Here is a 14,761-nt window from a genome sequence, read left to right as displayed (position 1 = left end):
ATCCAATGGCCCCATCGCGGGCAAGCCTTGCTCCCACAGGTTATTGGTGAACACAAAACTTGTGACCGACTCAAACCCTGTGGGAGCAAGGCTTGCCCGCGATGGCGTCAGTACAGTTATTGAAATTTCCGCGCTTAACGCCGTCTAAACAACGGTCGCGGTTCAATCACCGAACGCCCATACAACACGCTCATCCCCGCCAGCCCTTTCAGCGCATCCTCGGCGGATTTGTCTTCGCGCACGGCGAAACTGTCGAACCCGCACTGACGCATATGGCTGAGCTGATCGCGCAGCACGTCACCGATGGCCCGCAACTCGCCAGTCCAGCCCAATCGGGTGCGCAGCAGGTAGGCCTGACTGTAGGCTCGGCCATCGCGAAAGCTGGGAAAATCCAGCGCGATCAAAGGCAATTGAGCGAACCACGGTTGGAGGCTTTCCACTTCATCGTCGGGTCCCAACCACACGGCATGCTGCTGCGGATTTTCCTGCCACCTGGTCAGCGGCAAGATCAATGCCCCCACCGGCAATGGCGCCTCCAGATCCCTGACCAGCATCCACGCATCCCCGGTGTCGACGCTTGCCACGCCCTCCTCCAGCCGCAACAGATTGTTCATGCCGACACCTCCAGCGCTTTCGGATAGACCGATTCCTTGAACGGTTCAAGGCCGATGCGCTGCACGGTGTCGACAAACAGTTCTTCGCTTTCGCGATAACGTACAAAGGTTTCGACGATGCGTTCGATGACGCCGGGCACTTCACTGGCACTGAAGGAAGGGCCGATGACCTTGCCCAATGCACTGTTCTTGCCCTGGGCACCACCGAGGGTGATCTGGTACCACTCGCTACCGTTCTTGTCGACGCCGAGAATGCCGATGTTGCCGATGTGGTGGTGACCGCAGGCGTTCATGCAGCCGGAGATGTTCAGGCTGATATCGCCCAGGTCGTGCAGGTAATCGAGGTCCTCGAAGCGTGCGGCAATGCCCTGGGCGATGGGGATCGACTTGGCGTTTGCCAACGCGCAGAAATCGCCACCGGGACAGGCAATCATGTCGGTGAGCAGGCCGACGTTGGCGCTGCCCAGATCGTGCTCGCAAGCCAGGCGCCACAGCGCGAACAGGTCCGCCTTGGGCACGTCCGGCAGGACCACGTTCTGTTCATGGGCGATGCGAATTTCACCGAAGCCGAAACGCTCGGACCAGTTCGCAATCACCTCCATCTGCGCCGTGGTGACATCACCCGGTGGCGCGCTGATGCCGGGCTTGGTCGACAGCACCACGCTGACGTAACCCGCAACCTTGTGCGCCTGCACGTTGCGCAGCACCCAGCGCGCGAACGCCGGGTTTTGCGCCAAATGGGTACCGAACTGCAGATCGGTGCCGGCCAGTTCACGGTAGTGCGGCGTGACGAAGGCACTGGCGACACGCTCGTACTCCTCGAGTGTCAGTTGTGCCGGGCCGTCCTTGAGGTGCTGCCACTCCTCCTCCACTTCCCGGGCGAAGGCTTCGATGCCCAACGCCTTGACCAGGATCTTGATCCGCGCCTTGTACTTGTTGTCGCGCCGGCCATGACGGTTGTACACCCGCAGTACGGCTTCGACGTAAGACAGCAAGTGCTGCCACGGCAAGTCCTCGCGGATCTGCAAACCGAGGATCGGCGTGCGCCCCAGTCCGCCACCGACGATCACCCGCAGCAGCATTTGCCCGTCACTGCCCGGGTAAAGGTAGAGGCCGATGTCGTGCATCATGATCGCCGCCCGGTCCTGTTCGGCCGAGCAGATGGCGATCTTGAACTTGCGTGGCAGGAACAGGAATTCCGGATTGATGGTCGACCATTGCCGCAGGATCTCGGCCAGTGGACGCGGGTCGATCATTTCGTCCGCCGCGACCCCGGCGAAGGCTTCGGTGGTGATGTTGCGCACGCAGTTGCCGGAGGTCTGGATGGCGTGCATTTCCACTGCGGCCAGGCGTTCGAGGATCTCCGGTACTTCAGCCAGTTCAACCCAGTTGAACTGAATGTTCTGCCGGGTGGTGAAATGGCCGTAACCGCGATCATAATCCCGGGCGATGCTCGCCAGCGTACGCATCTGCCGGGCGCTCAACGTGCCGTAGGGAATCGCCACCCGCAGCATGTAGGCGTGTTTTTGCAGGTACAGGCCGTTTTGCAGGCGCAATGGCAGAAACTCTTCTTCGCTCAGCTCGCCGGCCATGTAGCGCCCGACCTGATCGCGAAACTGCGCAACCCGCTCGAACACCAGCGCCCGGTCATAGTCGTCGTACTGATACATCTGGCTACCTCATCAGGATTAGGCACACCCTTTTGCAGGAGCGAGCCTGCTCGCGATGGAATCAAGGTCGACGCGTTCATTTAGGAAGATCGCGTTTTCGTTGACGTCCATCGCGAGCAGGCTCGCTCCTACAGGGATTGGCGTGACTATGAACTTGGGGGGCAGTGCGTTACAGATTCACTTAAGCGCAAAAAAACCGTATCAGGGGGCGATGAGTGGACACAGCAGTGGTCACTGACTGACCGTTATCGCGAGCAGGCTCGCTCCTACAGGGGATGGGTGTGTTGTTCGGAGAATTCAGCTGCGCTCGCGAGGAATCAGGCTCTGTAGCTGTTGAGCGAGGAAATTCGCATCGAATGCAAAAGTGTCCGGGTCCTTCAAACCATTGGTCTTGCGCCACTGCCAGTCACTGGACGGTGGCGCGCAAACCAGGGAAACGCTGCCATACCGGGCGGCGGTAAAGCCCATCACTGCGATGGAAATCTGCCCACCGGCACCCATCACATCCGGCACGAATTCCACCGGTTTGCCAGCAATCACAATGGACAGCTTCTCGGTCCTGAACGTCGACGTTTCGACCGGCACGCTCGGCCCGGACGCAACGAACGGCTCGCGGCTGACCTCCAACAGGTTCGGCATCAGTACCGGCTCCAGCCACTGCTGGATCTGATCGAACAACTCCCCGATGCGTGTTGCCCACATGGCCGATTGCGACTCGAACACTTGTTTCTTGTGCGCTTCGCTCTCTGCGTAATGGCGAAGCATCTCGCCCAGTTGCTGTACGTCGTCCATTGCGATGTTCCTTTGGTTGAAGCCGAACTGCGGACGTTCAGCATGGCAGATACGCACCGCTCGCGTACGACCAATCGCCGGGAGGTCGTTCAGCTGTGATCGGGCCTTTGCCGCAGGCGCGCCATGCTCAGGACATCGACCCAACGGCCTTCACGCAGGCCGTAGTCGCGCAACAGTCCTTCGGTTTCAAAACCGAATTTTCGGTACAGGCCAATGGCGGGTTCATTGTCGGCGTACACAGTCAGCTCGACACGACGCAGATTCATCCAGTTGTCGGCAATATCGAGCGCCGCCGCCAGCAGTTTTGAACCCACGCCCTTGCCCTGCCAGGACCGCGCAACGCCCATGCCGAAGCTGCCGGCGTGGCTGCGGCGGATACGGGAAAACTGTTCCAGAGTCAGATTGCCGATGACAGTGCCTTGATGCAGCGCCACCAGTTGTACGACCCGCTCGTCATACGCCGCCAGGCGCTTGCGCCAGATCTCGCTGGACAAAAACGGCATTTGCAGCGTTTGACGCATGACGGCCGGCTCGTGGTAAAGCGCGGTGATGCCTTCGATGTGGGATTCGTTGAGGCGTTCGAGAGTGATGACGGGCTCGGTGGCGGGCATGGGTGTTCATCCTTGAGGCAGACATGGCCGGTTACTCTACAACGCTGGCGAAATCCCCGCAGTACCCTGTAGGAGCGAGCCTGCTCGCGATGGTCGTCAACGATAACGCTGGCGGCCTGACGCCCCGCGGTGTTCTGCCGTACATCGCGAGCAGGCTCGCTCCTACAGTTGGACTGGGTCAGTTTTCGAACCACTCCCGCCGCTCACGGAAGGTGCCGTGGATCAACTCCACCAGCATCTGAACCTGAGCCTCGCCCTTGGACTCGGCATTCACCGCCATCCATACCTGCCTCTGCATCGGTTGGTTGAACAACTCCGGCAGCCCGATCAACCCGCGATCAAAGCGACTCATGTACCCGGGCAGCAGGCCGATGCAGGCGCTGCATCGAATCATCTCCAGCATCAATCCATAGGCATGCAACTGCACGACGCCCGCCAGGCGCTGATCGACCAGCGAATTCCACGGTCGAAAGCTGTCGATTTCGCGCTCCTGCTGCCACTGCACCAGCAGAAAGTCGGCCAGGTCATCCAGGCTCTCGGGGCGCGAGGCTGCCCGGGAATAGCGCTTGGCGATGTGCGGCAGATAGTCCAACCGCGCCAGGCATTCGGGTTCGGCGGTGGCAAAACTCGGTCCCGACAGTGGCGCGTTAGTGTCCGCCATCCACACAACCACATCAGCGCTCACCGCCCGCAAGGCCAGCTCGCTGTCCAGGCTGATGATGTCCAGGCGAATGCTTGCGTTGCGCCGCAGCAGCGCCACCAGGTCGCGACCGAGAATGTCGTGCAGGATCGATTCGGCAACCGCCAGGCGTATCTGCGGCTGTTCAATGACAGGCAAATCGCGTTCGTGGGCCAGCGCGATCAACTGGGCCTGCAATTGCAGGCCATCGCGGCTGAGGGCGACGCCGTTTTCCGAAGGGCTGAACAATGCGCAATGCAGTTGCGACTCAAGCTGGGCCAATTGCTTGCGCAGCAGGGTCGCCTTGATGTTGAGACGCCGCGCCGCCTGCATGTAGCAGCCGCAACGGGCAGTGACGCTGAAGCACTGCGCCGACAGCGGATCGAGCGTTGAAGCACGGGCTCGCCAGTCGGTAGAGGTGTTATCGAGAGACGCGCGGTATGGCGCGATGTATCGCTGGCCAGCAGGTTCCATGAATGACATTGATGACTCCCTGTCGATCGATCACCGGGAGCTCCATCCTGCGCATCATTCATGAAACGGATATGACAGCCACTCAGGTGCTTGGGCTTTGTCGGAAGCTCACCGCCAGGCGGTTCCAGCTGTTGATGGTGGTGACGGCGATCGTCAAATCCACCAGTTCGCCTTCGCTGAACTGCTCTCGCGCCTGTTCATAGACGTCATCCGGCACATGGTTTTCCGACAGCAGCGTCACCGCTTCGGTCCAGGCCAGCGCTGCACGCTCGCGCGGGTTGAAGAAGTTACTGTCGCGCCAGACCACGATGGAGTACAGGCGCCGGTCGGTTTCACCCAGGCGCCGGGCATCCACCGAATGCATGTCGGTGCAGAACGCACAACCGTTGAGCTGCGAGGCGCGGATCTTGATCAGATGCAGCAGCGGCGCTTCGATGCTCAAGCTGCTGGTCAGGGCCTCCATGGCAATCATCGCCTTCATCGCCTTGGGGGAAGCGCTGTAATAGTCCAGTCGAGGGTTCATGGCGGGCCTGTGCAATCGGGTGAGATATCTGAAGATTGGCACAAGTCAGGGGAGGCACCAGATCCAATCTGGCGTTTTTTCCCTGCGCAACTTCATTCCCGGCGGCCAATCCGGCTAATCTTGCGCCACGCACACCGCGAACAAGATCACCGCAGGAGCCTGTCGGAATGGAACTACATGTTGTCATTAACGGCCGCAAGGATCTGGCGGGTCAGTTGTACAACCAGCTGCGCAGCGCCATCGAGTCGGGCCGTCTGGCAGCAGGGACGCAGCTTCCACCCAGCCGCTTGCTGGCCGAGCAACTGGGTATTTCGCGCAAGACCATTTCCGATACCTACGCCCAGCTGACCTACGAAAACTTTCTCACCGGGGTCATTGGCAAGGGTACCTATGTCAACGCCCGGGCCTCGAAAGTCGAACGCAAGCAGAACCCTTCCGAGCTGGCCGGTTTCGAGGTGATCGAATCCTGGCGTAGCCTGCCTGTGTTCCTGCGCCACCCGACACTGGAAGGCTCGTTGCGTTATGACTTCATCGGCGGCGCCACCGGCAAGGGCCAATTCCCCCAGGACGACTGGCGGCGCTGCACGGCCCATGCCCTGCGTCAGATCGCCTCGTCCAAGGGCTTCTACAGCCTGGCGGAAGGCCTGCCGGCACTGCGCAACGCCATCGCCCGGCACATCTCGTTTTCCCGAGGGGTCAATTGCCAGGATGAAGACGTGGTGGTGTGCAACGGCGCCCAGCAGGCCCTGGACCTGATTTCCCGCGTCCTGATCCGCCCCGGAAGCATCGTGGCCATGGAGGACCCCGGTTATCCGCCGGCACGCCTGCTGTTCGGCACCCACGGTGCCACGGTGATTGGCGTACCGGTGGACGCCGAGGGCATCCAGGTGGACAAGATTCCCCTGGGCACCCGCCTGATATATGTCACTCCATCGCACCAGTTCCCCCTCGGCATGCCTATGAGCCAGGAACGGAGGGTGGCGCTGCTGGCCAAGGCCCATGAGCTGGGGGCGATCATCATCGAGGATGATTACGACAGCGAATTTCGCTACGAAGGCCGGCCCACGGACTCGCTGCAGAGCATGGATGAGCGCGGGATCGTCGCCTACGTCGGGACCTTCTCGAAAACCCTGCTGCCGGAGCTGCGCCTGGGTTACGCGATCCTGCCGCCGGCGATCCTCGAAGCGGTGGTGCGCGCCAAGCAGCTCACCGACCTGCACACCTCGACCCTGCCCCAGTGGGCGCTGGCCAAGTTCATCGCCGAAGGCTGCCTGCTCAAGCACATCCGGCGTTGCCACACCATTTATGCGGGCCGGCGCGAGCGAATCCTGGCGCGCATGGCCGGTGATCTCTCGCCATGGCTGGAAGCGGTGCCAACCAGGGCCGGTTTCCATATGGTGGTGCTGTGCAAGGTGCCGATCGACGTGCCGCTGGTGATCGAACTGGCGAAGAAAGTGGAAGTCGGGCTCTATGCCATCGACAGCTTCTACTACCAGCAAGCGCCGCAGAACGGGCTTTTCCTGGGTTTTGGCGCCATCGAGACCCTGGACATCGACATCGCGCTGGATCGGCTTCGCGACATACTGCAACAGATCGCCTGATAGATTGGACTGCCGCTTTATCCGGCGATTGGCTATTGGTAGTCCGGGGGTGCAGGCCTATCCTGCAAGGGTGTCATCCTTCAATGAGCAGGATTCGTCCGGCCTGATCCAGGAGTGTGAGCCGATGTCCTATAAAGTGATCAATACCGTAAAGGTGCAGGCCGTCGCCGGCCGCTCGGAAGAACTGGGTAAGCAACTGCAAAAGATTGTCGACACCCTGCGCGAAACACCGGGCTGTGACTCCTATATGGTCGACCGCTGCCCCGAGGACAGTAACCGCTGGACCGTCAGCGCCCACTGGCAATCGGAAGCGGCCATGCAATCGCACTTCAACAGTCCCGAGGTGCAGGGTTTCATCGACCTGATCGATTGCCAGCTGGCCAATGCCGTGGATTTCAACAGCTTTCCCATCCGCTAAGCCCCCTGTAGTAGCGAGCCTGCTCGCGATGGTCGTCAACGATAACGCGGACTTGCCAAATGCCCGCGGTGCGTCGACTTCCATCGCGAGCAGGCTCGCTCCTACAGGTTTCAAGAATTAATTGGTCCCCTGACCTTCCTCAATATTGGCTGTTTTTCTGGCGCCCGCAGCGGACTAGATTTGTTCCTGACATCTCATCCCACGCAGGTAACAAACATGAACGTATTGCGCTTCTGTGCCACTTCCCTGGTTGCCCTGACCCTGACTGTTTCCGCCTCGGCCTTTGCCCATGACCCTTCGGAAAAGGTCACGATCCTGCAAGACCAAATGCTGAAAAACGTACCGGGTAAAAAAGCCCTGATGATTGAAGTCGACTACAAGCCCGGTCAATCGTCCATTGCCCACAAGCACGACGGTACGGCCATGGCCTATGTCCTCGAAGGCGAAATCACTTCTCAAGTCAAAGGCGAGAAAGAAGTGACTTACAAGGCCGGGGAGTTCTGGTACGAAGCAGCAGGATCCGAACATTTGGTCTCGAAAAACGCCAGCAAGACCAAGCCTGCGAAGTTGTTGGTATTCATGGTTTTGTCACCGGACGAACAAGTACTTGTCCCATTGAAAAACTGATCGCTGAACGAACAGCCATAAATAAAAACGCCCGAATCGCTGATTCGGGCGTTTTTATATCTCGTGGCAATTACCCCGCCTTCTTTAAATCAAACAAAACTACCGCCACCCTGACAACTATACGCAGGGGTTATTTCATTAAATAACGACGGGTTTAGTCTTGAGTGACCGCCGACGAACTCGGCATCCCTCATTTGCGACTGGTACTTTTCCACTGGAGGTACACCATGAAACTTGCCCTAGTCAGTACGTTGGCAATATCGGCCCTGATAACCGGCTGCTCGATTCCCACGGCACCTTCCGCGACCTCTTCACTGGACGGCATTTTCAGCGAACCGGTGGGCCGCAGTCACGCAACCAGCATTCCGAATGGCAAACAGGTCTCATTGGGCGTGGTGTACAGCCGCAACACCCAGACCAACCGCGCCTATCTGCAGGACTACCAGGCCAACGCTGGCACAGGGTTCGGCCAGAGCCTGCTGGTACAGCCGATTCATGACGCCTACGTGGCCACCTCAAAACCCGATATGGCCGTGGACTGGGTCAAGGCTTCCCTGCAGCGGCAATTCGGCTCAGTCACCGTGTACCCGGACATGCAAAGCCTGAAGGCGGCAAAACCGGACGTGATAGCCGTGGTGGACACCCGTAGCCAGCTCATTACCTCGCGCAGCTCCGACATTGAAGCCGCTGTGAGTGCGCACTTCTACGACAGCCAGCTCAATTACATCGGCACTGCACAGGGTCGCGACGCCAAGGCATTGAGCCCGGTCTGGGCAGACTTCAAGCGCAGTGAAGAGATCGTTGCGGATATTAATGAACAGCAAAACGTGCAGGTCAGGGCGTTGCAGAAGTTCGACCAGTCGCTCAATAACCTGTTGGCCAGCCCGACACAAAAAGTGTCGATGATCGATAACAACTCCGGCAAGAAATTGTATTGATAGCAGTGACGCCATCGCGAGCAGGCTCGCTCCCACATTAGTTTGGTGTTTGATATCAACTAATGTGGGAGCGAGCCTGTTCACGAGAAGATTCAACCTTTGTCGCAATATCAGGCAATTGTTCCGCGTTATCCAGCCCGTCCAACTCCATTACTCTGGCCATTCGCAATGACGCGAACGCTCTCAATCATGGAGATTATTATGAGCACGGACCAGAAAAGATCATTTATCGCACGCATCCGCTGCGACAACACGCCGATGGTATTCTTCCAGCAGATGCTTGGCAGCAGCGCACGCCAGGGCAATCTACTGACCACCACCCATCGTTATTCCGATCTCGTCAAAAAGATGGTGCGGGTTCACAAGTCCCACAACGCCACCGTCCCGATCCGCTCGGACGAGATGATTGTCTATTTCCGCTGTTATGACGATTACTACAACATTCAGATTCGCAGCGAAGGCTATTTGGGAAAGTACTTCAGTAAAAATCCCCACGGGCTCCTCGGCGCCTTTGCGGGTGCCGGTGGCAGCACCACGTCTTTCAACTTGCTGAACCTGAATCAGGGCATCATCACCCTCGATGACCTCAAGAAGGACGAAGCCATGGTTTATCTCAAGGCCAGGAATGCAGGCACGATAAAACGCCACTTGATGGAGGATCCAAAGGTTTATGCCTACACGGATCAACTCGGAGCACCGGTGACCTTCAATCTGAAAATTCTGGAACGCGATGTGCCCTACCCGACCGGTTCGACCCCTTACCTGCTGTTCATTGAACCCAGGGAACAAGACGACGATTACTGAGCGCGCGCGATCCCGGCTCTGTCACTGAAACAAAAAAAAGCCCCGCATCGAAAGATGCGGGGCTTTTTCATTCAACGGCTGATCAGACCGCCGGTTCCAGCTCTGCCTTGGCAGGGGCTGCGGCAGTCGCCGGTGCCTGACCACTCAAGGCCAGATCCAGCAGTTCGCGGTTGGCCACTGCATACATGGCGTAGTCCGTGCCGCTGGCGGCACGGATTTCCACCAGCATGGCGCGCCAGCGTTCGATCATGCTGTCGTGCTGTGCCATCCACGAATCCAGGCGAGCTTCCACGGAGCCTTCACCGCGTTGCAGCACCGAGATGGTGATCGCACGTTGCTGCCAGTCGACGTCATCGCGGAACGCTTCACGGGCCAGGGCCTGCCAGTTGTTTTCCACCGGCAAGGCGCTGATCTGTTGCAGGTACCAGGTGATGTCCAGTTTTTCGCCTACGGCGAAGTAAGCCTTGGCCACTTCGGCAGGATCCTGGCCGGTCACATCCGACGCCTCGATGACAGGCAGCAAGGTGTACAGATGGGAGGTACCCGCCACCATGCGCGCCAGCAACTCCGGTACACCGGCTTCGACGTAAGCCTGATAACGCGTCTCCCAGACTTCGCGGGTCGGGCCTTCCAGCAGCTCGTTGAGCTTCAGTCCCAACTCCTTGAGGTGCGGACCGAAGTGGGCGACGTCACGGGCGGCATTCTGCTCGTTACGGCGGGCACGCAGGAACCAGCGCGTGGCGCGACGACCCAGACGCATCAGCTCGTCCATCATCTCCAGTTGCACGTGAGCGGAAACCTTGTAGTCCAGGGCTTCAATCTGACGGAACCAGTGCGGGAGATGGAAAATGTCACGCACGATCACGTAGGCGCCGGCCACGTTCGCCGGGGTCATGCCGGTCGACTCTTTGAGTCGTTGAACGAAGGTGATGCCCATGTGGTTCACCAGATCGTTGGCGATCTGGGTGCTGACGATTTCACGCTTCAGACGGTGGCGACGCATGGCCACGGAGAACTTGTTCACCAGGGTCGGCGGGAACGCGGTTTCCATGTCGCGGGTCAGGTAGTCATCGTCCGGCACCAGGGAGCCCAGCAACTGCTCCTTGAGGTCGATCTTGCTGTAGGAGATCAGAACCGACAGTTCCGGACGGGTCAGGCCATGACCTTCGGCGACGCGCTCGTTGATCGCCTCTTCCGACGGCAGGAACTCGATGGCGCGGTCCAGCTTGCCACGACCTTCCAGATCGTTCATCAGACGCTTGTATTCAGCGATACGCGGCAAGGCACGACGAGCGGCCAGGGACAGCGCCTGGGTCTGCTTGTAGTTGTTGCCCAGCACCAGGCCACCGACTTCGTCGGTCATGCTCGCCAGCAACTCGTTACGTTGCTTGTCGGTCATGTCGCCGGCCTGAACCACTTCGTTCAGCAGGATCTTGATGTTTACTTCGTGGTCGGAGCAGTCCACGCCACCGGCGTTATCAATGAAGTCGGTGTTGGAACCGCCGCCATTGAGGCCGAATTCCACACGACCCAGCTGGGTCATGCCGAGGTTACCGCCCTCGCCCACCACTTTGCAGCGCAGCTCGTTGCCGTTCACGCGCAGTGCATCGTTGGCCTTGTCGCCGACGTCGGCGTGGCTTTCAGTGCTGGCCTTGACGTAGGTACCGATACCACCGTTCCACAGCAGATCCACCGGCGCCTTGAGCAAGGCGTTCAGCAGTTCGGTCGGGGTCAGCTTGTCGGCCTTGATGTCGAAGCGTTCCTGCATCTGCGGGGAAATCGCGATGCTCTTCGCGCTGCGGGAGAAGATCCCGCCGCCTTCGGACATGATGCTGGTGTCGTAGTCCGACCACGCCGAACGCGGCAGGTCGAACATGCGTTGACGCTCGGCGAAGCTGGTGGCCGGATCCGGATTCGGGTCGATGAAGATGTGCATGTGGTTGAACGCTGCAACCAGTTGCAATTTGTCCGACATCAGCAAGCCGTTACCGAACACGTCACCGGCCATGTCGCCGACGCCCACCACGGTGATGCTGTCTTCCTGGACATTGATGCCGCGTTCACGGAAGTGGCGCTGTACGCCCACCCACGCGCCCTTGGCGGTGATACCCATTTTCTTGTGGTCGTAACCGGCCGAACCGCCGGATGCGAACGCGTCGCCCAGCCAGAAGCCGTAGTCGATGGCGATACCGTTGGCGATGTCGGAGAAGGTCGCAGTGCCCTTGTCCGCTGCAACTACCAGATACGGGTCATCCTGGTCATGACGCACGACGTTGGCCGGCGGAACCAGCGCACCGTCCTTCAGGTTGTCGGTAATGTCCAGCAGACCCGAAATGAAGATGCGGTAGCAGGCGATGCCCTCGGCCGCGATCTCGTCCCGGCTGCCGCCCAGAGGCAGGCGACGTGGCAGGAAGCCACCTTTGGCGCCCACAGGCACGATCACCGAGTTCTTCACTTGCTGGGCTTTTACCAGGCCCAGGACTTCGGTACGGAAGTCTTCTTCACGGTCGGACCAGCGCAGACCGCCGCGAGCGACGTTGCCGAAGCGCAGGTGCACGCCTTCAACCCGTGGCGAATAAACGAAGATCTCGAACTTCGGAACAGGTTTTGGCAGTTCCGGGATCAGGTGCGGGTTGAACTTGAAGCTGAAGTACGACTTGTTATGGCCGTTGGCGTCGGTCTGGTAGAAGTTGGTACGCAGGGTCGCCTTGATCAGGTCCAGGTAGCGACGCAGGATGCGGTCTTCGTTGAGCACCTGAACCTCGTCCAGGGCGCTGAGGATCGCGTGTTCCAGACGTTGCTGCATGTCGTCCAGGTCGTCTGCGCTGAGCTTGCGCGCCAGGTAGAACCGGGTCTTGAACAACCGGGTCAGCTCACGAGCGATATCGGTGTGGTTGTTCAGGGTGCTGGCGATGTAGCCCAGGTCGAAGCCCAGACGGATCTGCTTCAGGTAACGGGCGTAGGCACGCAGCAGCGCCACGTCACGCCAAGGCAGGCCGGCGGTCAATACAAGACGGTTGAACGCATCGTTTTCGGCATCGCCACGCACGATGTGGACGAAGGCGTCCTGCAAGGTGTCGTTGAGTTGCTGAATGTCCAGGTCCATGCCTTCGGCAGCGGTGAAGGCGAAGTCGTGAATCCAGAACTCGCGGCCATTGGTGTGACGCAGCCGGTACGGGAACTCACCCAGCACGCGCAGGCCGAGGTTTTCCAGGATCGGCAGTACGTCGGACAGCGCCAGCGGAGTATCGGCGTGATACAGCTTGCAATGCAGCTCGCGCGGGCCGGAAGCCAGCGGCTGGTAGAAGCTCATGGCCAGCGGCTTTTTCTCGCTGAGGTTCAGCACGTGCTGCATGTCGACCACAGCGGAGTGCGCTGCGAAACGCTCGCGATAACCGGCGGGGAAGCCTTTAGGGAAATCCGCCAGTACGTTGGTGCCCTGGGCTTCGCCGAAGGTTTCAACGGTCAGCGCAGCGTAATCGTCCTGCCAGCTGCGGCAGGCCTGGATGACTTCGTTTTCCAGCTGCTGCGGATCGATGTCGATGCGGTTTTTCGGGTCAACGCGCAGGATCAACTGCACGCGGGCCAGCACGGACTCGGAGAAGAAGGTCCAGAACTCGCAGTCCGAGGCTTTCAGGCGATCCATCAGCACTTGCTGGATCTTCTGGCGCACTTCGGTGGAGTAGATGTCGCGCGGCACGTAGGCCAGGCAGTAGCAGAAACGGCCGTACGGATCCTTGCGCAGGAACACGCGAATCTTGTTGCGTTCCTGGATCTGCACGATCGACATCACGGTGCTGAACAGTTCGTCCACCGGGGTCTGGAACAGGTCGTCCCGTGGCAGTACTTCCAGGACCTGCGCCAGTTCCTTGCCCAGGTGCGCCTTGGACTGGAAGCCGGAGCGGCGCTCGATTTCCTCGACCTTGTGACGAATGTACGGGATGGTCCGCACGCTTTCGCCGTACACCGACGAGGTGTACAGGCCCATGAAACGGCATTCCTTGATGACTTTGCCATCAGCGTCGATTTCACGGATCGACACGTAGTCAGGGTAAGCGGGACGGTGCACGCGGCTTGGGTGCGCAGCCTTGGCGAAGGTCAGCAGTTTCGGTTCGCGCAGGTAGTTCACGGCATAATTTTCGATGCGCGTGTCATCGTAGGTCATGCCGGTGCGCAGGGTCTTGGTCAGGCCAAGGAACGAGCTCTGGTCATACTCGATGTGCCCGCCATCGGCCTGATCGGTGACCACGAACTCTTCGTAGCCGAGGAAGGTGAAGTGGTTGCCCACCAGCCATTCCAGGAAGCCTTTGATTTCGTTCTTTTCTTCGGCATCGACGGCGAAACGGCTGTTGTCCAGGTTGGTGAGGATTTCCTGGACCTTGGCCTTCATCGGTTCGAAATCGGTCACCGCCGCGCGCACTTCGCTGAGCACTTGCTCCAGCTCTTTGGTCAGCACGTTCAATTCGGCGGTGTTGGCGCAGCGGTCGATTTCCAGGTACATCAACGACTCGTGCAGCACGTCGTCGCCCTGGGTGCCTTTAGGCAGGATTTCCAGCAGTTCGCCCTTCGCGCCGCGACGCACGCTCAGCACGGTGGTTTGCAGGGTATGAATGCTGTAGCCGCGACGGTTCAGCTCGGTACGCACCGAGTCCACCAGGAACGGCAGATCGTGGTGCAGCACTTCGACCGCGGTGTGGGTCGACTGCCAGCCGTGGCGTTCGTAATCGGGGTTGTAGACACGCACTTGCGGATGCGCGTGATCAAAGCGCTCAAGCAGGCGCCATGCAGAAAGAGTACAGCCAGCGAGGTCGGACAAACGACGCTGGGTCAGTTCGTCCAGGGAGATAATGCCGAAGAATTGTTCAGCGAACAGCGCCACTTGTGGCAGTGCCTGTTCACTGATGTGCTGCGCCAGTGCCGCTTGCAGTTGGTGCTGGAAGTCGGCTTTGCTGGCTGCGGTGAAGAACGCCATCTGTGGTACTCCGCTAGGGCTTGTTATTGATGGAAGCG

12 protein-coding genes are annotated in these 14,761 nt (G+C 59.6%); 5 read left to right on the top strand and 7 right to left on the bottom strand.

Annotated elements, in window-relative coordinates; translation table 11 throughout:
* Nucleotides 1-134: 134 nt before the first annotated feature.
* The 6 genes from DKY63_RS02305 to DKY63_RS02275 all read right to left on the bottom strand — a co-directional run bounded on the left by DKY63_RS02305 (nucleotide 135) and on the right by DKY63_RS02275 (nucleotide 5,363).
* The gene (locus tag DKY63_RS02305) at nucleotides 135-614 is read right to left on the bottom strand and encodes a DUF934 domain-containing protein (RefSeq protein ID WP_110962620.1); all 480 of its coding nucleotides are present in this window, start codon (nucleotides 612-614) and stop codon (nucleotides 135-137) included.
* Complete coding sequence (locus DKY63_RS02300; protein WP_110962619.1) at nucleotides 611-2,284, bottom strand: nitrite/sulfite reductase; 1,674 nt, start codon at nucleotides 2,282-2,284, stop codon at nucleotides 611-613. Before DKY63_RS02300 ends, DKY63_RS02305 begins: the two co-directional genes overlap by 4 nt.
* A 297-nt stretch (nucleotides 2,285-2,581) precedes the next feature.
* Nucleotides 2,582-3,076 carry a hypothetical protein gene (locus tag DKY63_RS02295; RefSeq protein WP_110962618.1) on the bottom strand — a complete coding sequence of 165 codons (495 nt, stop codon included), beginning with the start codon at nucleotides 3,074-3,076 and terminating at the stop codon, nucleotides 2,582-2,584.
* A gap of 89 nt (nucleotides 3,077-3,165) precedes the next feature.
* Nucleotides 3,166-3,687: a GNAT family N-acetyltransferase gene (locus DKY63_RS02290; protein WP_110962617.1), complete on the bottom strand. Its 522-nt coding sequence runs from the start codon at nucleotides 3,685-3,687 to the stop codon at nucleotides 3,166-3,168.
* Between the two features lie 178 nt (nucleotides 3,688-3,865).
* Nucleotides 3,866-4,849: a LysR family transcriptional regulator gene (locus tag DKY63_RS02280; protein ID WP_110962616.1), complete on the bottom strand. Its 984-nt coding sequence runs from the start codon at nucleotides 4,847-4,849 to the stop codon at nucleotides 3,866-3,868.
* Between the two features lie 73 nt (nucleotides 4,850-4,922).
* Nucleotides 4,923-5,363 (bottom strand): carboxymuconolactone decarboxylase family protein, encoded by a 441-nt coding sequence (locus DKY63_RS02275; RefSeq protein ID WP_110962615.1) that lies wholly within the window; start codon nucleotides 5,361-5,363, stop codon nucleotides 4,923-4,925.
* A gap of 167 nt (nucleotides 5,364-5,530) precedes the next feature.
* Between DKY63_RS02275 and DKY63_RS02270 the strand changes: the two genes are divergently transcribed.
* The 5 genes from DKY63_RS02270 (at nucleotide 5,531) to DKY63_RS02250 (ending at nucleotide 9,751) form a co-directional block, all read left to right on the top strand.
* On the top strand, nucleotides 5,531-6,964 hold the full coding sequence (locus tag DKY63_RS02270) for a PLP-dependent aminotransferase family protein (protein WP_110962614.1): 1,434 nt from the start codon (nucleotides 5,531-5,533) through the stop codon (nucleotides 6,962-6,964).
* Between the two features lie 124 nt (nucleotides 6,965-7,088).
* Entirely contained in the window at nucleotides 7,089-7,382 is a 294-nt protein-coding gene (locus DKY63_RS02265) for an antibiotic biosynthesis monooxygenase family protein (RefSeq protein WP_110962613.1), read from the top strand.
* 216 nt (nucleotides 7,383-7,598) lie between these two features.
* Nucleotides 7,599-8,009 carry a cupin domain-containing protein gene (locus DKY63_RS02260; RefSeq protein ID WP_110962612.1) on the top strand — a complete coding sequence of 137 codons (411 nt, stop codon included), beginning with the start codon at nucleotides 7,599-7,601 and terminating at the stop codon, nucleotides 8,007-8,009.
* Nucleotides 8,010-8,236: 227 nt separating this feature from the next.
* On the top strand, nucleotides 8,237-8,947 hold the full coding sequence (locus DKY63_RS02255; RefSeq protein ID WP_110962611.1) for an ATPase: 711 nt from the start codon (nucleotides 8,237-8,239) through the stop codon (nucleotides 8,945-8,947).
* A gap of 201 nt (nucleotides 8,948-9,148) precedes the next feature.
* Nucleotides 9,149-9,751, top strand: a complete 603-nt coding sequence (locus DKY63_RS02250) for a hypothetical protein (protein WP_110962610.1) — start codon at nucleotides 9,149-9,151, stop codon at nucleotides 9,749-9,751.
* 82 nt (nucleotides 9,752-9,833) lie between these two features.
* Here DKY63_RS02250 and DKY63_RS02245 read toward each other — a convergent pair whose 3' ends face one another.
* Nucleotides 9,834-14,723, bottom strand: coding sequence for an NAD-glutamate dehydrogenase (locus tag DKY63_RS02245; RefSeq protein ID WP_110962609.1), 4,890 nt, complete (start codon nucleotides 14,721-14,723; stop codon nucleotides 9,834-9,836).
* Nucleotides 14,724-14,761: the final 38 nt, after the last annotated feature.

It is taken from the genome of Pseudomonas putida, from assembly GCF_003228315.1.
Taxonomy (GTDB): domain Bacteria; phylum Pseudomonadota; class Gammaproteobacteria; order Pseudomonadales; family Pseudomonadaceae; genus Aquipseudomonas; species Aquipseudomonas putida_S.
The sequence above is the reverse complement of the archived record's forward strand: the minus strand, read 5'-3'. Positions and strand labels throughout refer to the sequence as shown.